We start from the raw sequence: 26,034 nt of genomic DNA, 5'->3' as shown, positions 1-26,034 counted from the left end.
AAAGGCTATCTCAGATATGAGATTGCACTCGCGTGGGGGTGTGCCGTTCGGGTGAGAGTGGTGTGCCGGAGGGGACGGCGGAGTGCAGGGTGATGGGCGAAACTCCCTCGCGTCCGCGCCCGGTGGCTCGTAGGGTCCCGCCCCATGGATGATGCCCGCGGCACGCACGTGCTCTCCGTCAACATCGGCCGTCCCCGTCCCAATCCCTGGAAGGGGATCAGCGCGACGGGCATCGACAAGCGGCCCGTCGACGGGCCGGTCGCGGTGACCGCCCCCGGGTCCAAGGGCACCGGCGCCGTCGGCCTGGCCGGCGACCGGGTCTACGACGTGAAGCACCACGGCGGCACCGACCAGGCCGTCTACGCCTACGCGCGCGAGGACCTGGACGGCTGGGAGGCCGAGCTCGGCCGGCCGCTCGCCAACGGGGTGTTCGGCGAGAACCTGACCACCGTCGGCGTGGATGTCAACGGCGCCCTGATCGGGGAGTGCTGGCGGATCGGGCCGGACGTCGTCCTGGAGGTGTCGTGCGCGCGGATCCCGTGCGGGACGTTCCAGGGCTGGCTGGAGCGGGACGGCTGGATCAAGCGGTTCACCCGGGCCGCCCTGCCCGGCGCGTACCTCCGGGTGATCGAGCCCGGCGAGATCCGGTCCGGCGACCGCCTGGAGATCGTGCACCGGCCCGCTCACGAGGTGACCGTCGCGCTGGAGTTCCGGGCCACGACGCTGGAGCCGGAGCTGCTGCCGGGCCTCCTCGTCGCCGACGCGCTGCCCGACGAGACGAAGGAGGCCGTCCGCCGCCGCACCGCACCGTGACCGCCCGTGCCCGTCAGGAGGGCGGCCGGCGGCTCGACGGTGTACCGGCCGCTGTCCGCGCCGGGAGGGGACACGGGGCGCCCGGACATGACCCTTCCGCGGTCATGTACTAGAGTTATCTCGACATCGAGATATATGCCGAAGGCGCACAGCGGGCCGCCCCAGGTAAGGGTTACCTAACTAAGCCTTACCTTAGCGGATGGTCCGGTGGTCCGAGGCGGCACCACGCGGCGCCCGCCGTGGTGAGGCGCGGCGCGGAGTTACGCGCACATTGATGAAGGAGACTGTCGTGTCGGCGAACAGCTTCGACGCCCGCAGCACGCTGCGCGTGGGCGACGAGTCGTACGAGATCTTCAAGCTGGACAAGGTCGAGGGCTCCGCGCGCCTCCCTTACAGCCTGAAGGTCCTGCTGGAGAACCTGCTCCGCACGGAGGACGGCGCGAACATCACCGCCGACCACATCCGCGCGCTCGGCGGCTGGGACTCCCAGGCGCAGCCCAGCCAGGAGATCCAGTTCACGCCGGCCCGCGTGATCATGCAGGACTTCACCGGTGTGCCCTGCGTCGTGGACCTCGCGACCATGCGTGAGGCCGTCAAGGAGCTCGGCGGCGACCCGGAGCGCATCAACCCGCTCGCCCCGGCCGAGCTGGTCATCGACCACTCCGTCATCGCCGACAAGTTCGGTACGAAGGACGCCTTCGGCCAGAACGTCGAGCTGGAGTACGGCCGCAACAAGGAGCGCTACCAGTTCCTGCGCTGGGGCCAGACCGCGTTCAGCGAGTTCAAGGTCGTCCCGCCCGGCACCGGCATCGTCCACCAGGTCAACATCGAGCACCTGGCCCGTACGGTCATGGTCCGCAACGGCCAGGCGTACCCCGACACCCTCGTCGGCACCGACTCGCACACCACCATGGTCAACGGCCTCGGCGTGCTGGGCTGGGGCGTCGGCGGCATCGAGGCCGAGGCCGCGATGCTCGGCCAGCCGGTCTCCATGCTCATCCCGCGCGTCGTCGGCTTCAAGCTGACCGGCGAGCTGCCGGCCGGCACCACCGCCACCGACCTCGTGCTGACCATCACCGAGATGCTCCGCAAGCACGGCGTCGTCGGCAAGTTCGTGGAGTTCTACGGTGAGGGCGTGGCCGCCACCTCGCTCGCCAACCGCGCCACCATCGGCAACATGTCGCCGGAGTTCGGCTCCACCGCCGCGATCTTCCCGATCGACGACGAGACCCTCAACTACCTGCGCCTGACCGGCCGCGACGCCCAGCAGGTCGCCCTCGTCGAGGCGTACGCCAAGGAGCAGGGCCTCTGGCTGGACCCGGCCGCCGAGCCGGACTTCTCCGAGAAGCTGGAGCTCGACCTCTCCACGGTCGTCCCGTCCATCGCCGGCCCGAAGCGCCCGCAGGACCGCATCGTCCTCGCCAACGCCAAGGCCCAGTTCGCCCAGGACGTCCGCAACTACGTCGACGACGACGAGGAGGCGGGCAAGGAGTCCTTCCCGGCCTCCGACTCGCCGGCCGCCACCAACGGCGTTCCGTCGAACCCGGTCACCGTCACCGCCCCCGACGGCACCACGTACGAGCTGGACCACGGCGCCGTCACCGTCGCCGCGATCACCTCCTGCACCAACACCTCGAACCCGTACGTCATGGTCGCCGCGGCGCTCGTGGCGAAGAAGGCCGTCGAGAAGGGCCTGACCCGCAAGCCGTGGGTCAAGACCACCCTCGCCCCGGGTTCCAAGGTCGTCACCGACTACTTCGACAAGGCGGGCCTGACCCCGTACCTCGACAAGGTCGGCTTCAACCTCGTCGGCTACGGCTGCACCACCTGCATCGGCAACTCCGGCCCGCTGCCGGAGGAGGTCTCCAAGGCGGTCAACGACCACGACCTGGCCGTCACCTCGGTGCTCTCCGGCAACCGCAACTTCGAGGGCCGGATCAACCCCGACGTCAAGATGAACTACCTGGCGTCCCCGCCGCTGGTCGTCGCGTACGCCATCGCCGGTTCGATGAAGGTCGACATCACCAAGGACGCGCTCGGCGTCGACCAGGACGGCAAGCCCGTCCACCTGGAGGACATCTGGCCCTCCGAGGCCGAGGTCAACGACGTCGTGGCGAACGCCATCGGCGAGGACATGTTCAACAAGTCCTACCAGGACGTCTTCGCGGGCGACGCCCAGTGGCAGGCGCTGTCCATCCCGACCGGCAACACCTTCGAGTGGGACGCCGAGTCCACCTACGTGCGCAAGCCCCCGTACTTCGAGGGCATGACCATGGAGACCTCGCCGGTCGAGGACATCACCGGCGCCCGGGTCCTGGCCAAGCTGGGCGACTCGGTCACCACCGACCACATCTCCCCGGCCGGTGCGATCAAGGCCGACACCCCGGCCGGTCAGTACCTCACGGAGCACGGCATCGAGCGCCGTGACTTCAACTCCTACGGTTCGCGCCGTGGCAACCACGAGGTCATGATCCGCGGCACGTTCGCCAACATCCGCCTGCGCAACCAGATCGCGCCGGGCACCGAGGGCGGCTTCACCCGCGACTTCACCAAGGACGGCGGTCCGGTGTCGTTCATCTACGACGCCTCGCAGAACTACCAGGCCGCCGGCACCCCGCTGGTCATCCTGGCCGGCAAGGAGTACGGCTCCGGCTCGTCCCGCGACTGGGCGGCCAAGGGCACCGCGCTCCTCGGCGTCAAGGCCGTCGTCGCCGAGTCCTACGAGCGCATCCACCGCTCGAACCTCATCGGCATGGGCGTCCTGCCGCTCCAGTTCCCGGAGGGCCAGACCGCCGCGACGCTGGGCCTGACGGGCGAGGAGACCTTCTCCGTCACCGGTGTCACCGAGCTGAACGACGGCACGACCCCGCGTACGGTCAAGGTCACCACCGACACCGGTGTGGAGTTCGACGGCGTCGTCCGCATCGACACCCCCGGTGAGGCGGACTACTACCGCAACGGCGGCATCCTGCAGTACGTGCTCCGCAGCCTGATCCGCAAGTAGGGATCAGCCGCAGTACGGCGAGAGGGCCGCACCCCCGGCGACGGGGGTGCGGCCCTCTCTGTCTCTCACGGCCTGATCAGAACAGGAACTTGTAGCTGTCCCAGCCGCTCGTGCCGATCTGCTTCTTCGCCTTGTACGGGGCCGAGGCGTTGCCGGTGCCGCTGTACAGGTACAGCGCGCCGCCCTTGCGGGCGATCAGGTCGGTCTTGCCGTCCAGGTCGATGTCACCCGTGGAGATCAGACGGTTGTACTGGTTCCAGCCGCTGCCGATCTCGGTGCGCTTGGCGAACGGCGCGTTCTGGTTGCCGGTGCCCTTGTACAGCCACAGGACGCCCGACTTGTCGCGCGCGACGACGTCGTTCTTGCCGTCGCCGTTGAGGTCGCCGTTGCCGGCGATCTCGCTGTAGATGTTCCAGCCGTAACCGGCCTTGATGCGCTTGGTGACCTTGCCGTTGCCGTAGCCGAGGTAGACGTACAGGTCGCCCTTGGTGTCGACGGCGAGGATGTCACCGGCGGCGGCTCCGCCGATCTGGCCGGGGGAGACGAGCTTGCTGTAGGTGTTGTAGCCGTAGCCGACCTTGACGGCCGACGAGTCGAACGGCAGCCAGCCCAGGTCTCCGTTGCTCTCACGGAACCAGAGGCCGTCGCTGTCACCGTCGTTCTGGTGGTCGACCTGCATCATCGAGGTGACGCCGGTCCAGCCCTGACCGTACTGCTTGCGGGCGGTGAGTCCGCCCTTGCCGTTCGGGCCGTAGGCGTACGCGATGCCCGCGGAGTTGACCGCGTAGAGCGAGAAGTGCGGGTTGGCGGCGGCGGCCGCGGCGGCCGGAGCCGCTGCCGGCTGGTCTGCCGAGGCACCGAGCGACGGCTGCGGGGCGTCGGCGGCCACGGCGGAGGTGCCGGTGGCGACGAGGGCGGCGGTGAGCGCCGCGGCTGCCGCGCGAGCGGCTATGCGCATGTGCTGCCGGCCAGTGGTTTTGGCCACAAGTACTCCATGGATCGTGAAGTGGGAGTGGCCCGCCGCACGTTGGCGACGGGCCACCGATTCACGGAAATCGTGTCACGATTTCGTGCGTGAATCCTTCACGTTTCGTCATGAGTGTGTAACCACCGTGACGGTGACCGGCTCAGAAGAAGAGGCGGTACGTGTTCCAGCCCGAGGTCCCGATGAGGGCCTTCGCCTTGTACGGGGCGGCTCCGTTGCCGGTGCCCGCGTACAGGTACAGCTCGCCCTTGGCGTTGCGGGCGACCAGGTCGGTCCGGCCGTCCATGTTCAGGTCACCGGCGGCGAAGAGGGTGTTGTACTGGTTCCAGCCGCTGCCGATCTTGGAGCGCTTGGCGTACGGGGCCTTCTGGTCGCCGGTGCCCTTGTACAGCCACAGGACGCCCGCCTTGTCGCGCGCGACCAGGTCGCCCTTGCCGTCGCCGTCGAGGTCACCGTTGCCCGCGATCTGGGTGTAGGTGTCCCAGCCGTAGCCGACCTTGAGGCGCTTGGTGAGCGTGCCGTCGCCGTAGCCGAGGTACAGGTAGAGGTCGCCCTTGTTGTCGCGGGCGAGCAGGTCGCCGGCCTCGGCGCCGCCGAACTGGCCCACCGAGACAACGGTGTTGTAGGTGTCCCAGCCGTAACCGACCTTCACCGCGGCGGAGTTGTCGGCGGCGTAATACCAGATGTTGCCCGAGGTGCCGAGCTGCCAGCGGCCGTCCGCGAGGTTGTCCGCGTCGTGGTCGACCTGGCCGACGAACGCGAGGCCCGTCATGCCGGTGTCGAACGCGACACGCGACGAGAGCGTGCCGTCGCCCTGGGGCGCGTAGGTGTAGGCGTTGCCGGAGCTGTCGATGCCCTGAAGGCCGAACAGGGGCGCGTCGCCGACCTCGGCGGCGGAGGCGGAAGTGGCGGCAGCGCCGGTGGCGACGAGGGCCGCGGTTATCGCGGCGGCGGCGAGACGGGTGACTGCCCGTCCGGGCCGACGGCCAGAGATCTTGGCCACGTGTGTTCTCCATGGATGGTGGGACGAGGCGTGACGCGCCGCGGGATACGGGGACACGCCACGGAATTGAGGGTGATCCTTTCACGACTCCCTCACGTCTCCAAGGGTTTGTCGAAATGAGGCCGACGCACGGACTTCGCCCCGGTATGCGGACACCGCAGGGGCTCCGGCCGTCCTTTGCCCGCGGCGGCATGCGTACCCCGGTGCATGCCGGGCAGGCGGAAGTCAGCTTCCCGAAACCAGTCGGACAGCGGTAGAAGAGGAGTTGTCGTGTCATTTCTCTGGGCCATCATCGCGGGACTCATCATCGGCCTGCTGGCCAAGCTGGTCGTTCCCGGCCGTCAGCCCATTCCCCTGTGGCTGACCGTGCTGCTCGGCATCGTCGGCGGCCTCGCCGGCAACGCCCTCGCCACCGCCTTCGGCGTGCGTGACACCGGCGGCATCGACTGGATCCGCCACATCTTCCAGATCGGTGTGGCCGCCGTGCTCATCGCCTTCATCAGCCCGGTGTGGGCCCGACGACGCGCCTGACCCCCGGCACGACATGACGGACGCCCGGCCCGGCCGCGAGAAGCGGCCGGGCCGGGCGTCCGTCATGTCGTCCGTCGGACCCGGCCACCGCCGGCCCGGACCGGCCGTAGGAGGCGGTGGAGGTCACGGGCGGGACGGGCGCTCCCGCGACCTCACCCAGGCCGTGTACGCCTCGACCGCGTCCACCACCGCGTCGAAGCGGAGCGAGGGGTACAGGGGTCAGCGCGGCGATCGCGCCCGTGTGGCCGCCCGCCGAACGGCCTGTCACGAACAGCGTCGGCACCGTACTCATGGGCGTGCTCCCTCGCCCAGGCGATCACCCGCCTCAGGAGCGGCAGCGACTGGCTGTTCCGGTGACCGACCGGCACGAACAGGACGCGGAGCCACGGCGGCCGGCGCCGCAGCCCCTCGGCGAGGTCCGCGTCGATCTCGGCGCGCCACCCCGGGCCCAGGCCCGGCGCACCGCGACGGAGACCCCGCTGATCCCCGCCTTCGCCGAGGCGTCGGCCGACGCCGACCGTAGGCTCTTTCGTCCCACCTACGGGCGCGCCCGCTCTCGCCGCCCCGGCAGGAATGCGATCGTGGGTCGGCGGGTTGGCGCCAGTACAGAACGTGAACAGCACTGAGAGCGGATGGCCTTCACATGGGCGAGCTGATCCTGATCCGGCACGGCGAGACCGAGTGGTCCCGCAACGGGCGGCACACGAGCTACACCGATCTGCCCCTGACCCCCCTCGGCGAGCGCCAGGCCCGCGCCCTGGCCCCCCTGCTCGCCGACCGGTCCATCGGGCTCACCCTGGTCAGCCCCCTGGTCCGGGCCCGGCGCACCGCCGAACTCGCCGGGCTCGCCGCGCCCCGCATCGCACCGGAGCTGCGCGAGTGGGACTACGGCGGCTACGAGGGCATCACCACGGACGAGATCCGCCGCACCCGGCCCGACTGGAACCTCTGGACCGACGGGGTCGGCGCCGGCCCGGAGGCCCACCCCGGCGAGACCCCTGCCGAGGTCGGGGCCCGGGCCGACCGGGTGCTGGCCGAGGTGGCGGAGGCGGCCGGGCGCGCCGGTGACGAGGACGTCGTGCTCGTCGCCCACTCCCACTTCCTGCGCGTCCTGACCGCCCGCTACCTGCGCCTGACCCCGGCCGAGGGGACCCTCTTCCAGCTGGCCACCGGCGCCGTGTCCCGGCTGGGCCGGGAACACGGCAACCCGGTCATCACCGCGTGGAACGTCACGCTGCCGGAGAGCCTGTTCCCGGCGGCGGTCCCGGAGAAGCCGGAGCACGCCTGAGAAACGCGGACGGCCGGCAGCCCACGGGGAGCTGCCGGCCGTCCGCTCGCGCGGGGCGGGTTCAGGCGATCAGTTCCACCTCCGCGAGCGACGCCTCACCGTCGAACACCAGCCGGTAGTGCGCGTACGAGCCGGGGGACTTCACGGAGAAGGCCCGCGTCTGCTTGTCCCAGGCGAAGGACTGGCCGGACCGCCGGTCGAGGTCCTTCCAGCTCTTGCCGTCCGACGAGCCCTGGAGCACCCAGCCCTTCGGCGCCGTCGCCCTGGCGGCCGAGGTCAGCGTGTACTGGACGCCCTTGGCGGCGGACGGGACGGGCAGCTCGACCGTGGCGGCGGCGCCGGTGGTGGCCGAGGTGTTGTCGAACAGCGGGCCCTCGCCCTTCAGTACGTCCTTGCGCGGGGACGGCACCTGGTCGTCCTTGGTGATGGAGACCGGCGCGGCGTCCTTGCCGGTGCCCCAGGCGGACGGCTTCGGGCCCATGTCGAAGTCCAGCGTGCCGCCCTTGGCGAGCAGGTCGTGCGGCAGCGAGGTGGCGGTCCACTTCTTGCCGTTGACCCGCAGGCCCTGGACGTAGATGTTCTTCGCGCTGTTCTTCGGCGCCTTCACGACCAGCGTGCGGCCGTTCTCCAGGTGCACGGTGGCCTTGGTGAAGAGCGGCGAGCCGATCGCGTACTCGCCACTGCCCATGACCAGCGGGTAGAAGCCGAGCGAGGAGAAGAGGAACCAGGCCGACTGCTCGCCGTTGTCCTCGTCGCCGTGGTAGCCCTGCCCGATCTCGCTGCCTGTGTACAGCCGGCCCAGGACCTCGCGGACCTTCTCCTGGGTCTTGTACGGCTGCGAGGCCGCGTCGTACATGTACGTGACGTGGTGGGCGACCTGGTTGCTGTGCCCGTACTGGCCCATCCGTACGTCTCGGGCCTCCGTCATCTCGTGGATGACCCCGCCGTAGCTGCCCGCGAACTCCGGGGTGCCGGTCTCCGGGGTGGCGAAGTACGTGTCCAGCTTCTTGGCGAGGCCGTCGCGGCCGCCGTACAGGTTGGCCAGGCCCTTGCTGTCCTGCGGAGCGGTGAAGGCGTAGCCCCAGCCGTTGGTCTCCGTGTAGTCGTAGCCCCAGACGCGCGGGTCGTAGAGGCCCGACGGGAGCCGCCAGTCGCCCTTGGCGTCCTTGCCCTGGAAGAAGCCGGCCTTGTCGTCGAACAGCTCCACGTAGTCGCGGGCCCGGTTCATGAAGTACTCGGACTCGTCCTTGTAGCGCTGCTCATGCGTCTTCCTGTAAAGCGCCTCGCCCATCTTGGCGATGCCGTAGTCGTTGACGTAGCCCTCCATCGACCAGGACATGCCCTCGTGGGTCGTGGTGTCGGCGTACCCGGTGAACGGGGACGTCTCCATGCCCTTGCGGCCCACGCCCGAGGACGGCGGGACGACCGTCGCGTTCTTCACGGCCGCGTCGTACGCCGCCTTCGCGTCGAAGTCCACGCCCTTGACGTACGCGTCGGCGAACGCCACGTCCGAGGAGGTGCCGGTCATCAGGTCGGCGTACCCCGGCGAGGACCAGCGGGAGATCCAGCCGCCGTCCTTGTACTGCTGCACGAAGCCGTCGACCATCTCACCGGCCTTCTCGGGCGTCAGCAGCGAGTAGGCCGGCCAGGTCGTCCGGTAGGTGTCCCAGAAGCCGTTGTTGACGTACACCTTGCCGTCCACGATCTTCGCGCCGGTGTGCGTCGGGGTGTCCGAGCCGGTCTGCGGGGAGAACGGGGAGGCGTACTTGTCCTTGCCGTCGACCTTCTCGAAGCCCGAGTTCGGGTAGAGGTAGAGCCGGTACAGGCTGGAGTACAGCGTGGTCAGCTGGTCGGCGGTGGCGCCCTCGACCTCGACCTTGCCGAGCAGCTCGTCCCAGGCGTCCTGGGCCTTGTCCTCGACCCGGCCGAAGGAGCGCGAGGCGGGGATCTCGGCGGCCAGGTTCTTCTTCGCCTGGTCGATGCTGATCAGCGAGGTCGCCAGGCGCAGGTTCACCGTGCGGTCCTTGCCCGCGTCGAAGCGCAGGTAGCCGGTGACGTCGTCACCGCCGCCGCCCGAGAGCTTGCCGCTCGCGGTGACCGGCGCGTCGAAGACGCCGTACACGAACAGCCGCGTCGCCCCGGTGGAGCCGCCGCTCTTCACGTCCGAGAAGCCCGTGAACGAGCTGGTCGCCGGGTCCAGGGTGAGTCCGCCGTCGTTGGAGACGTTGTCGAAGACGATGCTCGCGTCCTTGCCCGGATACGTGAACTTCATCCGCGCCGCGTGGTCGGTCGGCGTCATCTCGGCCTTGAGGCCGTTCTCGAACGTCACGCCGTAGTAGTGCGGCCGCGCCGTCTCGTTCTCGTGCCTGAACGGCAGCGCGCGGGCCGTGCGCGAGGCGTCCGGGGTGCCGGAGGCCGCCGAGGGCATCAGCTGGAAGGTCTGCCGGTCACCCATCCAGGGGCTGGGTTCGTGGCTCGCGGCGAACGCCTGGAGCGTGGGCAGGTTGTCCTCGTTGTTGCCCCGGGCGTAGTCGTAGAGCCAGCTGGTCGAGCCGGCGTTGGTGACCGGCGTCCAGAAGTTGAACCCATTGGGGACGGCCGTCGCGGGGAAGTTGTTGCCGCGCGAGAAGGAGCCGCTGGAGTTGGTGCCCCGGATGGTGGACGCGTAGTCGGAGAGGTGCGCCTTGCGCTTCTCCGGCTTCGTGGGCGCGATCTTCAGGTCGTCGATCCAGCCCTGGAACTTGGCCGTGCCCTTGGGGGAGTCGTACGCGACCAGGATGCGGTCGATCGTCTTGCCCGCGGCGACCGAGCCGATCCCGGCCTCGACCTTGTTCCACTGGTTGACGTAGAGCCGCTTGGCGTCCGCCTGGCCCTGCGGTGTCAGCAGCCCGCCGTGGGTGTCGGTGGCGTGCAGGTCGCTGAGGTAGGTGCCGTCGGTGAAGGCCAGGTCCACCGCGACGTGCGTGGCCGGGTAGGCCAGGTCCGTCTCGCCCATCTGCGGGTAGACCAGGTAGGACAGCTCGGTGTCCCGTTCGACGCGCGTGTTGACGTCGAACACCTTGTTGTACGAGTACGCCCGGCCGTCCGCCTTGTGGGTGCCCGCGTACCGCAGCGCCTTCTTGCCCGTGAAGCCCGCGCCGGCCTTTGCGGTGGGGGAACCGGAGGGGCCGTTGCTGAGCTGCGTGAGCATGTCGGAGGGCGCGGGGGCGGAGGTGTCGCCGTCGGAGAACTGGACGTCGGCGAGCTGGGTGGCGTCGGTGGCGCCGTTGTTCTTGGTGATGTTCAGCCGGAAGTGCTGGTACGCCTTGTCCATCTCGAAGTCGTACGACTTGGTCTGGAAGCGCTCGCTGAAGGTCTGGCCCGTCCGGGTGTCCAGGTCCGTCCAGGTCTTGCCGTCGTCGGAGCCCTGGAGCGTCCAGTCCTTGGGGTCGCGTTCGTCGTGGTCGTCGGCGGAGGTGAGCGCGTACGTCACGACCTTCACCGGCTCGGTGAGGTCGAACTCCAGCCAGGCGGTGGGCTCGAACGACAGCCACTTCGTACCGGATTCGCCGTCCACGAGGTTTTCCTTCACCTCGCCGCCGCCGGTGTTCTCGTCGCTGGCGCGGACGTCGGTGACCCGGTCGGTCACATTGCCCGGTATTCCGGAGGAGAATCCGCCATCGACACCCGATGACCGTTTCTTTCCGTCAGGGCCCTCTTCCACTGAATTGCGCCAGTCCGGCTGCTTTTCGTCTTCTTCGAAGGACGTGCTGAACGTTCGTTCACCCGTGGGCCTTTGGCCTCTCGGGCCAGACCCGGCCGATTGAGCGGCGGCCGCCGTGGGGGCTGTCACGACCAGGACCAAAGAGGCCGCGATCAGCGCTGCCGTGCTGCTTCGTCTCGTGCGAGAACGGTGTCGGGGGTGCATGCCGAGCCATTCCTCCCGGGGAAGTGTGCGCTTGGACAACGTTGTCAGAAGATGCGCAGGAACAAGTAGGGAGGCAAGTGGCTGATGGTGTCAAGGGAGTTGGATCGCGGCCCGCCACCGAATCGACCGGAATGCGGAAATCGTTACATCCGAAGGAGGGTCCGGAGTGTCGAGGTATCCGCGAGGTCTCAACTCGGGAAAGACTGCTGCGCAACCTTGCTTTCGATCTTGCTCAGTTGGCGGCAAGTGGACTATACCTGTCGGCGTCCGCACAGCTGGTTCACCGGTTGTGCGGCTGGGGGACACGGGGGCAGGACAACGCGACGCCGCAGGTGTGTCGCCTGTTCGGTCCCCCGGCGCCCCCCACGGCAATCGTTAGCCTGAAATCTGTACCACCCAAGCGCAACTGACCGCGGTGGCGGGGCCCTTCGCTGAGGCGAATTACGACGGGGCGACCGGTACACACCGCCTGAGTCCTGGAGAAGGCGAGGACTTGAGCATGGGATCCACCTCCGCCCACAACAATGAGGGCCTTGGCCGTCGCGATGTGATCAAGCGTTCTGCCGCACTCGGTCTGATCACCGTTCCGACCATGAGCTTCCTGTCCGCCTGCGCGAGCGGCGACAGCGGCGGCGACGAGCCCGTCAAGAAGGGCAAGACCAGCGCGAAGAACCCGCTGGGCGTCAACGAGAGCGCCGCGCTCGACGTGGTCATCTTCAACGGCGGCTTCGGCGAGCAGTACGCGAAGGACGCCGAGAAGGTGTACTCCACGGCCTTCCCCAAGGCCAAGGTCAAGCACACCGCGACGCAGAAGATCCAGTCGCAGCTGCAGCCGCGCTTCAACGGCGGCACCCCGCCGGACCTGATCGACAACTCGGGCGCCGAGCAGATGGACATGGGTGTCCTCGTCGGCAAGAAGCAGCTGCTGGACCTGACCCCGCTGATGGACGCCCCGTCCTACGACGACCCGAACAAGAAGGTCCGTGACACGCTGCGTCCGGGCGTTCTGGAGATGGGCCAGTTCGACGGCGACCCGGTCTGGATCATGTACTACGCGTACACCGTGTACGGCGTGTGGTACTCGCAGACCAACCTGGAGAAGCTGGACGCGGAGTACCCGGAGAACTGGGACGACATGCTCGCCCTCTGCGCCAAGGCGAAGAAGAAGGGCATCGCGGGCTGGACGTACGCCGGTAAGTACCCGTACTACCTGCCGTTCTCCCTCTACCCGTTCATCGCCAAGATCGGCGGCCGGGAAGTCCTCGACAAGATCGACAACCTGGAGCCGAACGCCTGGAAGGACCCGGCCGTCAAGGCCGCCTTCGAGGCGTACTACGAGCTGAAGCAGAAGGGCTACATCCTCAGCGGCACCACGGGCCTGACCCACATCCAGTCGCAGACCGAGTGGACCAAGGGCAGGGCGCTCTTCCTCCCGAATGGTTCGTGGGTGGAGAACGAGGCGGCGCCGACCACGCCCAAGGACTTCAAGATGATGGTCTCGGCCCCGTCCAGCCTGGACTCGTCCGACAAGATGCCCTTCGGCACCATCTGGGCCTCCGGCGGTGAGCCCTTCGTCGTCCCGGCCAAGGCGGCCAACCCGCAGGGCGGCATGGAGCAGCTCCGCATCATGCTCTCCGAGGAGTCCTCGAAGAACTTCACCAAGCAGGTCAAGTCGCTGAGCGCCTACAACGGCGGCACCGACGGTCTGACCCTCTCCACGGCCATGCAGGCCGGCGTCGACGCGCTGAAGAAGGCCGGCGACAACGTGGTGAACCCGCGCATGCAGGACTGGTACGTGAAGCTCCAGAAGGAGCAGATCGGCGCCGGCCTCGGCGAGATGATGGCCGGGCGTCTGACGCCCGCCGAGGCCATCAAGAAGATCCAGGCCTACGCGGACGCCGCGGCCAAGGACCAGTCCATCAAGCACTACAAGCACCAGTGAGCAACCGTCACCAGCGGCGGCACCCGCGGAAAGATCGGGGTCGGTAAACGATGCAGCACGGCAAGTACCGGTTCATTGTGGGGTTCCTGGTAGTCCCCTTGGTGTTGTATGCGGTCTTCGTCATCTGGCCGTTCATCCAGGCCATCTACTATTCCTTCACGGACTGGACCGGACTGAGCCCCGACTTCAAGATGGTCGGCTTCGGCAACTACTCCAGGATGCTGAAGGACGAGATCTTCTGGAAGTCGCTCCAGCACAGCGTGATTCTCGTGCTGGTGCTGCCGCTGGTGACGCTGGGCCTCGCGCTCTTCTTCGCCTTCATGCTCAACGTCGGAGGCCGTCGGCGGAAGAACGCCGCTGTCTCCGGCGTGCGGGGATCGGGCTTCTACAAGATCGCCTATTTCTTCCCGCAGGTCCTGTCGATCGTCATCGTCGCCCTGCTGTTCCAGTTCGCCTTCAACCCGCGTTCGGGCATGCTGAATTCGGCGCTGAAGGGGATCGGCCTGGACTCCGTGCAGCCGGAGTGGCTGGGTGATCCGAATCTGGCGCTGATCTGCGTCATGGTGGTGCTGGTCTGGTCGACGGTCGGCTTCTTCGTCGTCCTCTTCTCGGCCGGAATGGCGTCCATTCCCAAGGACTTCTACGAGGCGGCGCTCCTGGACGGGGCCAGCCGCATCACGACGTTCTTCAAGATCACGGTGCCGCTGCTCTGGGACACCATCCAGTCGGGCTGGGTGTACATGGGCATCCTGGCCCTCGGCGTCGAGGCGTTCACGGCCGTCCAGGTCATGACGGTCGGCCCCGGCGGTCCCGACTACTCGACCACGATCCTGCCGCTGTACGTCTACCAGACCGCCTTCCGCGACGGTCAGGCCGGCTACGCGACGACGATCGGTGTCGGACTCCTCATCGTCACCATGGCGTTCGCCGCCGTCGTGATGCGGCTGGGCCGGCGCGAGCGGCTGGAGTTCTGATGCCGCGCTTCCCGGGACGCGTTCCCCGGACCCCCAGCAGGCAAGACAGCCCGGCCGCGGCGGCCGGCTCGACAGTAGTACGAGGTGAGCACGCGTGAAGGCCACTGAAACCCCTCCCGCGGTCGCGGCGACGGATCCGGCCCCCGTGTCCAAGTCGCCCGCCCCGGGCGGCAAGAAGGCCGAGAAGGGCAGCGAGGGCAAGGTCCTCAACGTCTTCTCGCACGGCGTGCTGATCATCTGGGCGATCCTGGTGGTACTGCCGCTGCTCTGGGCGATCATGTCCTCGTTCAAGACCGACGACTCGATCCTGTCGACGCCGTGGAAGCTGCCGGACAAGCTCCACTTCGACAACTGGTCGCGCGCCTGGAGCCAGGCGCACATGAGCGATTACTTCTTCAACACGATCGTCGTCGTGGGCTGTTCGCTGATCGGGACGCTGCTGCTCGGCTCGATGGCGGCCTATGTGCTGGCCCGCTTCGACTTCCCGGGCAACCGCTTCATCTACTACCTGTTCATCGGCGGGATGAGCTTCCCGATCATCCTGGCGCTGGTCCCGCTGTTCTTCGTGATGAACAACATGGGGATGCTGAACACGCGGCACGGGCTGATCCTGGTCTACATCGCGTACTCGCTGCCCTTCACCGTCTTCTTCCTCACCTCGTTCTTCCGGACGCTACCGGGGTCGGTGGCGGAAGCGGCGATGATCGACGGGGCCTCGCACACCCGGACGTTCTTCCAGGTCATGCTGCCGATGGCCAAGCCCGGCCTGATCAGCGTCGGCATCTTCAACTTCCTGGGCCAGTGGAACCAGTACATGCTGCCCACGGTGCTGAACACGGACCCGAACTACCGGGTGCTCTCCCAGGGGCTGGTCGAACTGGCCAACAGCCAGGGCTACAAGGGCGACTGGTCCGGACTCTTCGCCGGTCTGGTGATGGCGATGCTGCCGGTCCTCGCGGCCTACATCATCTTCCAGCGCCAGGTCGTGGCGGGGCTGACCGCGGGAGCGGTGAAGTAACGCCCCGTACACCCTGAACGCACTTCACGAACAAGCGGACCGCCCGCCGGCACCCCAGCCGGCGGGCGGTTCGTCTGCGTACGGGGGAGTTCGCCCGGGGCGCGGGGTGGAGGAGCGGTGCTCATCGGTGGCTCCGACTGCTCAAGGTCTTGACGGGGCACGCCGGAAAACGGTCAGCTTAGAGTTCACATGTTGGAGAATATGGCAGGAGTGAGAGAGTCGATGGAGACTCCGGGGTCGCAGACGTCTCTGCATCGCGCCAACCTTGAGCGGGTCGTGCGCGCCGTACGCATGGCTGGTTCGCTCACCCAGGCGGAGATCGCCAGGAGTACGGGTCTCTCCGCGGCCACCGTCTCCAATATCGTTCGCGAACTGAAGGACAGCGGCACGGTCGAGGTGACCCCCACCTCGGCGGGCGGCCGCCGGGCCCGCAGCGTCTCGCTCAGCGGCGACGCGGGCATCGTGATCGGCGTCGACTTCGGCCACACCCACCTGCGCGTGGCCGTCGGCAACCTGGCCCACCAGGTGCTCGCCGAGGAGTCCGAGCCGCTGGACGTCGACGCCTCCTCCGCCGAGGGCTTCGGACGGGCGGAACAGCTGGTCAACCGGCTGATCGAGACCACCGGGATCAGCCCCGGCAAGGTCATCGGGGTGGGTCTCGGTGTACCCGGCCCGATCGACGTCGAGTCCGGCACCCTGGGCTCCACGTCGATCCTGCCGGGGTGGACGGGCATCAACCCCAGCGAGGAGCTGTCCTCGCGCCTCGGCGTGCCGGTCTACGTGGACAATGACGCCAACCTCGGGGCCCTGGGCGAGCTGGTGTGGGGGAGCGGCCGGGGGGTCCGGGACCTCGCGTACATCAAGGTCGCCAGCGGTGTCGGCGCCGGTCTGGTGATCGACGGGCACATCTACCGGGGCCCGGGCGGCACGGCCGGCGAGATCGGCCACATCACCCTGGACGAATCGGGCCCGGTCTGCCGCTGCGGCAACCGCGGCTGCCTGGAGACCTTCACGGCCGCCCGCTACGTCCTGCCCCTGCTCCAGCCCAGCCACGGCCACGATCTCACCATGGAGCGGGTGGTCCAGCTGGCCCGCGAGGGCGATCCGGGGTGCCGGCGGGTGATCGGCGACGTCGGGCGCCACATCGGCAGCGGGGTGGCCAACCTCTGCAATCTGCTGAACCCGAGCCGCGTGGTGCTGGGCGGCTCGCTGGCGGAGGCCGGGGAGCTGGTCCTGGGGCCCATCAGGGACTCCGTGTCGCGTTACGCCATCCCCAGCGCGGCCCGGCAGCTGTCCGTGCTTCCGGGGGCCCTGGGGGGCCGCGCGGAGGTGCTGGGCGCGCTGGCGCTCGTCCTGAGCGAGATGGGGGATTCGACCCTTTTGGAGAGCACCCTCCCCGCGGCCACTCCTGCCTTCACTTAGATAACGAATGGCACCGTTGTCATCTCGTTAAGGATTTACTCCTTGACGCCGCCCTCGCGGCCGAGTTGACTTCCAGCCACCTCGGCCGCGACGTTGCGGCCTCGTCAGGGAGGCAAACCCCCAATGAACGCAATGACGCGACGCATCGTCATAGGCACGGCCGCCGTTTCGATGGCCGTCTCCCTCGCCGCTTGCGGCAAGGCCGGCGACGACAAGAAGGACTCGGCGGACTCGGGCAGCAAGACCAAGATCGGTCTGCTGCTCCCGGAGAACAAGACCGCCCGCTACGAGACGCTGGACAAGCCGCTGTTCATCGAGGCGGTCAAGAAGGACTGCGCCGACTGCGAGGTCGTCTACAACAACGCGGCCGGTGACGTCGGCCAGCAGAAGCAGCAGTTCGAGCAGCAGATCGCCGACGGCATCAAGGTCATCGCGATCTCCTCGGTCGACGCCGAGAAGTCCGCCGCCTGGGTCGAAGCCGCGCACAAGAAGGGCGTCAAGGTCGTCGCGTACGACCGCGCCATCGCCGGTGCCGACGCCTACGTCAGCCACGACAACGAGAAGATCGGCCGCCTCCAGGGCCAGGCCGTCCTCGACGCCCTCGGCGCCAAGGCCGCCAAGGCGAACCTCGTCATGATCAACGGTGACGAGAAGGACCCGAACGCCGGTCTGTTCAAGAAGGGCGCCCACGCGTCCCTCGACGGCAAGATCAAGATCGCCTACGAGGCGTCCGGCGAGTGGGACCCGAAGATCGCCGGCGAGAAGATGACCGCCGCCATCTCCTCGGTCGGCAAGGGCAAGATCGACGCCGTCTACTCCGCCAACGACGGCATGGCGGGCGGCATCATCACCTCGCTGAGCAACGCCGGCATCAAGGACATCCCGGTCGGCGGCCAGGACGCCGAGCTGCCCGGCATCCAGCGGATCATCGCCGGTACGCAGACCTTCACGATCTACAAGTCGCCGAAGCAGCTGGCCCCCGCGGCCGCCCAGTTCGCCGTCAACCTGCTCAAGGGCAAGGACATCGGCGCCCAGGGCGAGACGGACGGCGTTCCGTCCACGCTGCTGGAGCCGACCGTGGTGAACAAGGACAACATCCAGTCCACCGTGATCAAGGACGGCATCTACAAGGTCGCCGACGTCTGCGTCAAGGACATCGCCGCCAAGTGCACCGCGCTGGGCATCAAGTAGTCCCTCCTCGCGCCAGGGCCGGCCGGCCCTGGCGCGTGCGGGTCCGTTCCGCCCCGCACGGCGGAACCACCCCGCCCCCATGACTGTCCGGCCCCGGCCGGCTCACACCCCGCTTCCGGCCGGGTGCCGGACACTCTTCACCCCCCCCCAGTGCTTCCCGTATGTCGACGCTGCCCTCGCGGCGCGGCGTCTCCGCCGGTCAGGCGGCACATCCCCGCCGGTCAGGCGGCGAAGGAGATGGTTCACGTGTCACAGACGCCCGTGCTGGCGTTGCGTGGAGTCTTCAAGCGATTCGGAGCGGTCCAGGTCCTCTCCGGTGTCGATCTCGAAGTCCACGCCGGAGAAGTGGTCGCCCTCGTCGGCGACAACGGTGCCGGAAAGTCCACGCTGGTCAAGACGATCGCCGGCGTGCACCCCATCGATGAGGGCGTCATCGAGTGGGAGGGCGCGAAGGTGGACATCAGCCGTCCGCACGACGCCCAGAACCTCGGCGTCGCGACCGTCTACCAGGACCTCGCGCTCTGCGACAACCTCGACGTCGTCGCCAACCTCTTCCTCGGGCGCGAGATCAAGAAGGGCGGCGTCCTCGACGAGGTCGCCATGGAGAAGCGGGCCCAGGACCTCCTGTCCACCCTCTCCATCCGCATCCCCAGCGTCCGCATCCCGGTCGCCGCGCTCTCCGGTGGTCAGCGCCAGGTCGTCGCCATCGCCCGCGCCCTGGTCGGCAACCCCAAGATCGTGATCCTGGACGAGCCCACCGCGGCCCTCGGCGTCGAGCAGACCGCCCAGGTCCTCGACCTGGTGGAGCGGCTGCGCGAGCAGAACCTCGGCGTCATCCTCATCAGCCACAACATGGCCGATGTGAAGGCCGTGGCCGACAAGGTCGCCGTGCTGCGACTCGGCCACAACAACGGCGTCTTCCCCGTGGCCACGACCAGCCACGAAGAAATCATCGCCGCGATCACGGGCGCCACGGACAACGCCGTGACCCGCCGCAAGTCGCGCAGCGCGGAGGCATCCAAGTGAGCAACACCAACGAGACCTCGGCCAAGATCCCGGCCCAGGCGGAGACCACCGAGGCCCCCGAGACCACCGAGGCCCCCGCGGCGGCCGAGGGCGCGGTGCGGGTCGTCGACCCCCGGCTGCTCGTCCGCGAGCAGGGCTTCAAGGGCTACTGGACCGAGTTCAAGCGCAAGGTGCGCTCGGGCGAGATCGGCTCGCTGCCCGTCGTGGTGGGCCTGATCATCATCGGCATCGTCTTCCAGGCCGAGACCGGCAACTTCCTCACCTCGTACAACCTCGACCAGATCACGCTGTACGCGGCGGGCCCCGGCATCATGGCCGTCGGCATCGTCTTCGTCCTGCTGCTCGGCGAGATCGACCTCGCGGTCGGCTCCGTCGCCGGTCTCGCGGGCGCGGTCTGGGCCGTCCTCGGCTCGGACATGCCCGACGGCCTCGCCATTCTGGTCGGCATCCTGTCCGGCACGGTCATCGGTGCCTTCCACGGCATCGTCTTCGCCAAGATCGGCGTGCCCGCGTTCGTCGTGACCCTGGCGGGCTTCCTGGGCTGGGCCGGCATGCAGACCTGGGTGATGGGCGAGAAGTCCACCATCACCACCCCGCTCGGCAGCTTCGTCCGCGACCTGACCAGCTACTACTTCGAGGATGTCGCCGCCGCCTACGGCCTCGCCATCGTCGTGATCGTCGCCTTCTACCTCACGCAGCTGCGCGACGCCCGGCGCCGCAAGGCCGCCGAGCTCCCGGCCCGCCCGCAGAGCGAGATCATCCTGCGCACCGCGCTGCTCGCCGTCCTGTCGCTCCTCGCCGCGTACGCGTTCAACCAGGAGCAGGGCCTCCCGCTCTCCCTGGTGATCTTCCTCGCGATCCTGGTCATCACCGACTTCGTGCTGCGCCGGACCACGTACGGCCGTCAGGTCTTCGCGGTCGGCGGTGGCGTCGAGGCCGCGCGCCGCGCCGGTATCAACGTGTCCTGGATCCGCATCTCGGTGTTCATGATCTCCGGCACGCTCGGTGCGGTCGGCGGTCTCTTCCTGGCCTCCGCGACCGGCGGCGCCGACCGCTCGCTCGGTGGCGGCAACCAGCTGATGATGTGCATCGCCGCCGCCGTCATCGGTGGTACGTCCCTGTTCGGCGGACGCGGCAAGGTCTGGTCCGCGCTCCTCGGCATCCTGGTCATCCAGTCGATCGTCCAGGGCCTCAACCAGATGAACCTGTCGTCCAACGCGATCCAGTACATGATCACCGGTGCGGTCCTCCTCATCGCTGTGATCATCGACTCGGTCTCCCGCAAGACGCAGAAGACCGCAGGGCGCGCCTAGGGGGTGACTTGTCGATCAGGGTCGGATCCGGCCATATCGGCAAGACACCCCCTAGCGACCCGGCCGCGACACGCAACACCGCAGGCCGCGCGCCGTACGCAGTACCCGCCGGAGCCCGGCGCCCCCACGGAGGGCGCCGGGCTCCGGCACGTACCGGCACGGAAGGGGCAGCACGCCCCGCCTCCCGCTTCGGGGGGAGGCCGTTAGACTCATCGGATCGGCATGCTCGACCAGCACAATCGCAAGGAGGCACGGTGACTCAGCCGCGCGAAGCGCGTCACGCACGGGCGGTGGTGGGCGACGGATGGGATCTGCTGACCCGCATCGGCGGACCGCGTGACCTCGACCGGCTCACTCCCGAGCAGCTGGAGCAGCTCGCCGAGGAGATCCGGACCTTCCTGGTCGACGCGGTCTCCAAGACCGGCGGACACCTCGGACCCAACCTCGGCGTGGTCGAGCTCACCATCGCCCTGCACCGGGTCTTCGACTCGCCGAAGGACAAGGTCCTCTTCGACACCGGCCACCAGAGCTACGTGCACAAGCTCCTCACCGGCCGCCAGGACTTCAGCAGACTCAAGAGCAAGGGCGGCCTCTCCGGCTACCCCTCGCGCGCCGAGTCCGACCACGACGTCATCGAGAACTCGCACGCCTCGACCGTCCTCGGCTGGGCCGACGGCCTCGCCAAGGCCAACGAGGTCCGGGGCAAGGACGACCACGTCGTCGCGGTCATCGGCGACGGCGCCCTCACCGGCGGCATGGCCTGGGAGGCGCTGAACAACATCGCCGCCGCCAAGGACCGCCCCCTCGTCATCGTCGTCAACGACAACGAGCGCTCCTACGCGCCCACCATCGGCGGCCTCGCCAACCACCTGGCCACCCTGCGCACCACCGACGGCTACGAGCGCTTCCTGGCCCGCGGCAAGGACCTCCTGGAGCGCACCCCCGTCGTCGGCAAGCCGCTCTACGAGACGCTGCACGGCGCCAAGAAGGGCCTCAAGGACTTCATCGCCCCGCAGGGCATGTTCGAGGACCTCGGCCTCAAGTACGTCGGCCCCATCGACGGCCACGACATCGAGGCCCTGGAGTCCGCCCTCCAGCGCGCCAAGCGCTTCGGCGGCCCGGTCATCGTGCACTGCCTCACCGAGAAGGGCCGCGGCTACACCCCCGCCCTCCAGGACGAGGCCGACCGCTTCCACGCCGTCGGCAAGATCCACCCCGACACCGGCCTGCCCGTCGCCACCTCCGGCCTCGACTGGACCTCGGTGTTCGGCGAGGAGATGGTCAAGCTCGGCCACGAGCGCGAGGACATCGTCGCGATCACCGCGGCCATGCTCCAGCCGGTCGGCCTGACCGGCTTCGAGAAGGAGTTCCCGGACCGGATCTACGACGTCGGCATCGCCGAGCAGCACGGCGCGGTCTCCGCGGCCGGCCTCGCCACCGGCGGCCTCCACCCGGTCTTCGCGGTGTACGCCACCTTCCTCAACCGCGCCTTCGACCAGGTCCTGATGGACGTCGCCCTGCACAAGTGCGGGGTCACCTTCGTCCTGGACCGGGCCGGCGTCACCGGTACGGACGGCGCCTCCCACAACGGCATGTGGGACATGTCGATCCTCCAGGTCGTGCCCGGGCTGCGGATCGCCGCCCCGCGCGACGCCGACCAGGTCCGCGCCCAGCTGCGCGAGGCCGTCGAGGTGGACGACGCACCCACGGTCGTCCGCTTCTCCAAGGGCGCCGTCGGCCCGTCGGTGAAGGCTGTCGGCACGGTGGGCGGCATGGACGTGCTCCGCGAGCCCGGCACCGACCGGCCCGACGTGCTCCTCGTCTCCATCGGCGCGCTGGCCCCGATGTGCCTGGAGATCGCCGACCTGCTCGACGCCCAGGGCATCTCCACGACCGTCGTGGACCCCCGCTGGGTGAAGCCCGTCGACGAGGCCCTGGCCCCGCTCGCCGCGCGGCACCGCGTCGTCGTCACCGTCGAGGACAACAGCAGGGCCGGCGGCGTCGGCTCCGCGGTCTCCCAGGCGCTGCGCGACGCGGACGTCGACGTACCGCTGCGCGACTTCGGCATCCCGCCGGTCTTCCTCGACCACGCCTCCCGCAAGGAGGTCATGGCCGAGATCGGGCTGACCGCCCCGGACATCGCCCGCCAGGTCACCGGCCTGGTCGCCAAGCTGGACGGGCGCTACGGGACGGACGCGGAGAACCGCGCCACGGAGCGCGTCCGGGACTGACGCGCAGCCCGTTTCGGCCGAACGGGCCGGTCGGACCACCCGTAACGAGTGGTCCGACCGGCCCGTTCGCGTGAAATCCGGCCGCGACAGGCGTGCCGCGAACGGGTGGTGGGTCCGGGTCCGCAACATGGCACGCACGACGAGTGCGTGGAGGTACGCCGGTGAGCACGCAGCAGGACCTGCCCCCGAGCGGGAACGGGCTGTTCAGGACCAAGACGGTCGAGCAGTCCATCCGCGACACCGAGGAGCCGGAGCACGCCCTCAAGAAGTCACTCTCCGCCCTCGACCTCACGGTCTTCGGGGTCGGCGTCGTCATCGGCACCGGCATCTTCGTCCTCACCGGCAAGGTCGCCAAGGAGACGGCGGGCCCCGCTACCGCTCTCGCCTTCGTCGTCGCGGGCGTCGTCTGCGCGCTCGCCGCCCTGTGCTACGCGGAGTTCGCGTCCACCGTGCCGGTCGCCGGGTCCGCGTACACCTTCTCGTACGCCTCGCTCGGCGAGCTGGTCGCCTGGATCATCGGCTGGGACCTGGTGCTGGAGTTCGCGCTGGGTACGGCGGTGGTCGCGGTCGGCTGGTCCGGCTACGTCCGCTCGCTGCTGGACAACGCGGGCTGGCACCTGCCGGACGTGCTGTCCGGGCCGGACGTGGCGGACGGCTTCGGCTTCGACATCCTGGCCTTCGCCCTGGTGCTGGTCCTGACCGTGATCCTGGTGCTGGGCATGAAGCTCTCCGCCCGGGTCACCACGGTGGTGGTCGCCGTCAAGGTCGCCGTCGTCCTGATCGTCATCATCGCGGGCCTGTTCTTCATCGACACCAGCAACTATTCGCCGTTCATCCCGGACGCCGAGCCGCAGCCCTCCGGGTCCGGATTCGATGCCCCGCTGGTCCAGCTGATCTTCGGCTACGCCCCGACGAACTTCGGCGTCATGGGCATCTTCACCGCCGCCTCCATCGTCTTCTTCGCCTTCATCGGCTTCGACGTCGTCGCCACCGCGGCCGAGGAGACGAAGCTCCCGCAGCGCGACATGCCGCGCGGCATCCTGGCGTCGCTCTTCATCTGCACCGTGCTCTACGTCGCCGTGTCGATCGTCGTCACCGGCATGCAGCACTACACCGAACTGTCCGTCAGCGCCCCGCTCGCCGACGCCTTCAAGGCCGTCGGGCATCCCTTCTACGCGGGCGTCATCAGCTTCGGCGCGGCCGTCGGCCTCACCACGGTCTGCATGATCCTGCTGCTCGGCCAGACCCGGGTCTTCTTCGCGATGAGCCGCGACGGCCTGCTCCCGAGGTTCTTCTCCAAAACGCACCCGCGCTTCCACACCCCGTACCGCCCGACCATCCTGCTCGGCGTGATCATCGCCGTCGTCGCCGGGGTGACCAGCATCAACGAGCTCGCCACGCTGGTGAACATCGGCACCCTCTTCGCCTTCGTGGTCGTCGCCCTCGGCGTCATCGTGCTCCGCCGCACCCGCCCGGACCTGCACCGCGCCTTCCGCACGCCGTGGGTGCCGCTGGTCCCGATCGCGTCGGTGGCCGCCTCGGTCTGGCTGATGCTCAACCTGCCGGCCGAGACCTGGCTGCGGTTCGCGGTCTGGATGGTCATCGGGATCGTCATCTACTTCGCGTACGGCCGCTCGCACAGCCGGGTGAACCGCGAACGGGTCTGACCCTCAGGCGACGGGCCGCACCGTACGCGGCCCCGCGCACCGCGCCCCGTGCGCCTCGACCCGGCGGCGCAGTTCCCGGTCGGCGGTGACGACGACGCAGGGGCGCGGTGCGGCCCGTGCCGCCAGCTCGGCGATCAGGTCGTCACCGCTGCCCGGGGCCGCCTCCACCCGGACGCCGGGCACTGGCGCGACGTCCCGGGCCCGCCCCTCCACCACCAGCACCAGATCGACGGGGCCGGGCGTGCCGGGCAGGCCGTCGGAGGCGTAGGGCACCAGCGAGTCGCGCAGCCGCTCGGCCGCGCCCCGCCGGTCCCGCCACCAGCCGTCCGGGACGGACCCGACGACATTGGCGGCGTCGACGATCACCAGGGGCAGCTGATTCGACATGGGGCCACCCTGTCATGTCGGGGGTGTGCCGAAGTGCCGCGCAAGCGGTGCGGACGCGGTGATTCCAAGGGTTCGAACGGTGATTCTATGATGGGTGCTCCCCGCCTTCCGGATGCCGGTCGTGACACAAAGCCGCAGATCGGGGGCGGACCATCACGGAAGGAAGACGCCACGACATGCGAGTCAGGTCGAGACGTGCCCAGGGGAGCGCCTCGGGCAAGGGCGACGATGCCCTGCGAGACGTCGAAAGCACCCGTGGGACCGGCGAGACCCCGGTCGACGGACACTGGCTCGTACGTGGCAAGGACGGCAGGCTCACCGCCTACGCCCGCAACGAGGACGGGCTCCTGCGCTGGACCGAGGAGCGCCCCGGCGGTCCCGGCTGGGAGGGCCCCGAATTCTTCCCGGTCGCCGACCTGACCCACCTCGGCCTCGCCCAGGGCCCGGACGGCTACGTCCACTTCATCGGCCGCCGCGCGGTCCACGGCGACGAGGACGAGCCGCAGGTCGACCTCGTGCACGCCATCCAGTACCAGACCGGCCGTCCGGTCACCGCGTGGCGGACCGTGGGCAATCCGTACAAGGACGGCGACGAGCGCGCCGCCCGCATCGGCCCGCCGGCCGCCGCCGTCGCCCCGACCGGCATGGTCCACGTCTTCGTCCGCAACGCCAACGGCGGCATGATGCTGCGCCGCGAGGCGAAGAACGGCAAGTGGGAGGGGTGGAAGGACCTCAGGGGCACCCTCGGCAAGGAGACGATGGCCGTCGCGGTCGCCGAGTCGGGCCGCATGGAGCTCCTGGTCCCCGGCACCAACAAGGCCATGCGGTGGGCCCAGGCCGAGCCGGGCGGCGCCTTCCAGAAGGGCGACAACCTCACCGTCAAGATCGCCGGCGGCGCGGTGAGCGTGCTGGAGACCGCGCCCGACCGCAACACCTTCTACTGGACCGACGCCACCACCGGCTCCCTGGTCGCCCACCGCCTGGACACCCCGCCCATCACGATCGGGGACACCCCGGCCGAGGGCCCGGTCGCGGTGCTCCGCGCCGAGCTGGACGACTACGACTGCACGGTGCTCGCCCACCGCACCCGCGACGGCCGCGTGCTGCTCGCGGCCTGCGGTACGGAGAACGAGGCGGGCGGCCTGTGGTGGGCGGCGACGGGCGAACGCACCTCGGCGCCCCCGGCGTTGGCGCTCGACGGCCAGGGGCGCGTGGTGCTCGCGCTGATCGGCGAGCGCGGCGGGCTGTACGTGGCCCGCCAGAACGACGAGCCCGGGCTCGCGCTGGGACCGGCGCAGCGGGTGTGAACCACTACGGCCCCGGGACCGCTCC

18 protein-coding genes are annotated in these 26,034 nt (G+C 69.0%); 14 read left to right on the top strand and 4 right to left on the bottom strand.

Annotated elements, in window-relative coordinates:
* Positions 1-144: 144 nt before the first annotated feature.
* Together ACFZAT_RS11895 and acnA are read left to right on the top strand one after the other, a co-directional pair.
* Complete coding sequence (locus tag ACFZAT_RS11895) at positions 145-813, top strand: MOSC domain-containing protein (RefSeq protein ID WP_391263271.1); 669 nt, start codon at positions 145-147, stop codon at positions 811-813.
* 289 nt (positions 814-1,102) lie between these two features.
* Positions 1,103-3,817 (top strand): aconitate hydratase AcnA, encoded by a 2,715-nt coding sequence (gene acnA, locus ACFZAT_RS11890; protein ID WP_391263269.1) that lies wholly within the window; start codon positions 1,103-1,105, stop codon positions 3,815-3,817.
* Between the two features lie 76 nt (positions 3,818-3,893).
* Here acnA and ACFZAT_RS11885 read toward each other — a convergent pair whose 3' ends face one another.
* Positions 3,894-4,775, bottom strand: a complete 882-nt coding sequence (locus tag ACFZAT_RS11885) for an FG-GAP-like repeat-containing protein (RefSeq protein WP_391263576.1) — start codon at positions 4,773-4,775, stop codon at positions 3,894-3,896.
* A gap of 169 nt (positions 4,776-4,944) precedes the next feature.
* The gene (locus ACFZAT_RS11880) at positions 4,945-5,805 is read right to left on the bottom strand and encodes an FG-GAP-like repeat-containing protein (protein WP_391263267.1); all 861 of its coding nucleotides are present in this window, start codon (positions 5,803-5,805) and stop codon (positions 4,945-4,947) included.
* 270 nt (positions 5,806-6,075) lie between these two features.
* Here ACFZAT_RS11880 and ACFZAT_RS11875 point away from each other — a divergent pair, with 270 nt between their 5' ends.
* Both ACFZAT_RS11875 and ACFZAT_RS11870 read left to right on the top strand, forming a co-directional pair.
* Positions 6,076-6,336 (top strand): GlsB/YeaQ/YmgE family stress response membrane protein, encoded by a 261-nt coding sequence (locus tag ACFZAT_RS11875; RefSeq protein WP_391263265.1) that lies wholly within the window; start codon positions 6,076-6,078, stop codon positions 6,334-6,336.
* A gap of 643 nt (positions 6,337-6,979) precedes the next feature.
* A complete protein-coding gene (locus tag ACFZAT_RS11870; protein WP_391263263.1) occupies positions 6,980-7,624 on the top strand; it encodes a histidine phosphatase family protein in 645 nt (214 codons plus the stop codon).
* A 61-nt stretch (positions 7,625-7,685) separates the two neighbouring features.
* Here the strand turns inward: ACFZAT_RS11870 and ACFZAT_RS11865 are convergent, their stop codons facing one another.
* Complete coding sequence (locus tag ACFZAT_RS11865; protein ID WP_391263261.1) at positions 7,686-11,252, bottom strand: GH92 family glycosyl hydrolase; 3,567 nt, start codon at positions 11,250-11,252, stop codon at positions 7,686-7,688.
* Positions 11,253-12,030: 778 nt separating this feature from the next.
* Between ACFZAT_RS11865 and ngcE the strand changes: the two genes are divergently transcribed.
* The 9 genes from ngcE to ACFZAT_RS11820 all read left to right on the top strand — a co-directional run bounded on the left by ngcE (position 12,031) and on the right by ACFZAT_RS11820 (position 24,315).
* The gene (gene ngcE, locus ACFZAT_RS11860; RefSeq protein WP_391263259.1) at positions 12,031-13,473 is read left to right on the top strand and encodes an N-acetylglucosamine/diacetylchitobiose ABC transporter substrate-binding protein; all 1,443 of its coding nucleotides are present in this window, start codon (positions 12,031-12,033) and stop codon (positions 13,471-13,473) included.
* A gap of 50 nt (positions 13,474-13,523) precedes the next feature.
* Positions 13,524-14,447 (top strand): ABC transporter permease subunit, encoded by a 924-nt coding sequence (locus ACFZAT_RS11855; RefSeq protein WP_391263257.1) that lies wholly within the window; start codon positions 13,524-13,526, stop codon positions 14,445-14,447.
* Positions 14,448-14,541: 94 nt separating this feature from the next.
* Positions 14,542-15,465, top strand: a complete 924-nt coding sequence (locus ACFZAT_RS11850; protein WP_391263256.1) for an ABC transporter permease subunit — start codon at positions 14,542-14,544, stop codon at positions 15,463-15,465.
* A 222-nt stretch (positions 15,466-15,687) separates the two neighbouring features.
* Complete coding sequence (locus ACFZAT_RS11845) at positions 15,688-16,887, top strand: ROK family protein (protein WP_391263574.1); 1,200 nt, start codon at positions 15,688-15,690, stop codon at positions 16,885-16,887.
* Positions 16,888-17,010: 123 nt separating this feature from the next.
* Positions 17,011-18,078, top strand: a complete 1,068-nt coding sequence (locus ACFZAT_RS11840) for a substrate-binding domain-containing protein (protein WP_391263255.1) — start codon at positions 17,011-17,013, stop codon at positions 18,076-18,078.
* Between the two features lie 237 nt (positions 18,079-18,315).
* Positions 18,316-19,104 (top strand): ATP-binding cassette domain-containing protein, encoded by a 789-nt coding sequence (locus ACFZAT_RS11835; protein WP_063822575.1) that lies wholly within the window; start codon positions 18,316-18,318, stop codon positions 19,102-19,104.
* A complete protein-coding gene (locus tag ACFZAT_RS11830; protein WP_391263252.1) occupies positions 19,101-20,417 on the top strand; it encodes a sugar ABC transporter permease in 1,317 nt (438 codons plus the stop codon). Before ACFZAT_RS11835 ends, ACFZAT_RS11830 begins: the two co-directional genes overlap by 4 nt.
* A gap of 254 nt (positions 20,418-20,671) precedes the next feature.
* Positions 20,672-22,648: a 1-deoxy-D-xylulose-5-phosphate synthase gene (gene dxs, locus ACFZAT_RS11825; RefSeq protein WP_391263250.1), complete on the top strand. Its 1,977-nt coding sequence runs from the start codon at positions 20,672-20,674 to the stop codon at positions 22,646-22,648.
* A gap of 161 nt (positions 22,649-22,809) precedes the next feature.
* A complete protein-coding gene (locus tag ACFZAT_RS11820; protein ID WP_391263248.1) occupies positions 22,810-24,315 on the top strand; it encodes an amino acid permease in 1,506 nt (501 codons plus the stop codon).
* Positions 24,316-24,318: 3 nt separating this feature from the next.
* Here the strand turns inward: ACFZAT_RS11820 and ACFZAT_RS11815 are convergent, their stop codons facing one another.
* Complete coding sequence (locus ACFZAT_RS11815; RefSeq protein ID WP_391263246.1) at positions 24,319-24,702, bottom strand: NTP pyrophosphohydrolase; 384 nt, start codon at positions 24,700-24,702, stop codon at positions 24,319-24,321.
* A gap of 176 nt (positions 24,703-24,878) precedes the next feature.
* On the opposite strand from ACFZAT_RS11815, the gene ACFZAT_RS11810 reads away from it, so the two are divergent.
* Positions 24,879-26,009, top strand: a complete 1,131-nt coding sequence (locus ACFZAT_RS11810) for a hypothetical protein (RefSeq protein WP_391263245.1) — start codon at positions 24,879-24,881, stop codon at positions 26,007-26,009.
* The last annotated feature ends 25 nt before the right edge of the window (positions 26,010-26,034 follow it).

The organism is Streptomyces sp. NPDC008163, assembly GCF_042956885.1.
GTDB lineage: Bacteria > Actinomycetota > Actinomycetes > Streptomycetales > Streptomycetaceae > Streptomyces > Streptomyces drozdowiczii_A.
The sequence above is the reverse complement of the archived record's forward strand: the minus strand, read 5'-3'. Positions and strand labels throughout refer to the sequence as shown.

Coding starts and splice junctions, on each gene's coding strand:
- ACFZAT_RS11895 (WP_391263271.1), top strand. CDS start 145: ATGGATGATGCCCGCGGCACGCACGTGCTCTCCGTCAACATCGGCCGT.
- ACFZAT_RS11885 (WP_391263576.1), bottom strand. CDS start 4,775: ATGCGCATAGCCGCTCGCGCGGCAGCCGCGGCGCTCACCGCCGCCCTC.
- ACFZAT_RS11870 (WP_391263263.1), top strand. CDS start 6,980: ATGGGCGAGCTGATCCTGATCCGGCACGGCGAGACCGAGTGGTCCCGC.
- ngcE (WP_391263259.1), top strand. CDS start 12,031: ATGGGATCCACCTCCGCCCACAACAATGAGGGCCTTGGCCGTCGCGAT.
- ACFZAT_RS11855 (WP_391263257.1), top strand. CDS start 13,524: ATGCAGCACGGCAAGTACCGGTTCATTGTGGGGTTCCTGGTAGTCCCC.
- ACFZAT_RS11845 (WP_391263574.1), top strand. CDS start 15,688: ATGGAGACTCCGGGGTCGCAGACGTCTCTGCATCGCGCCAACCTTGAG.
- ACFZAT_RS11840 (WP_391263255.1), top strand. CDS start 17,011: ATGAACGCAATGACGCGACGCATCGTCATAGGCACGGCCGCCGTTTCG.
- ACFZAT_RS11835 (WP_063822575.1), top strand. CDS start 18,316: ATGGTTCACGTGTCACAGACGCCCGTGCTGGCGTTGCGTGGAGTCTTC.
- ACFZAT_RS11815 (WP_391263246.1), bottom strand. CDS start 24,702: ATGTCGAATCAGCTGCCCCTGGTGATCGTCGACGCCGCCAATGTCGTC.
- ACFZAT_RS11810 (WP_391263245.1), top strand. CDS start 24,879: ATGCGAGTCAGGTCGAGACGTGCCCAGGGGAGCGCCTCGGGCAAGGGC.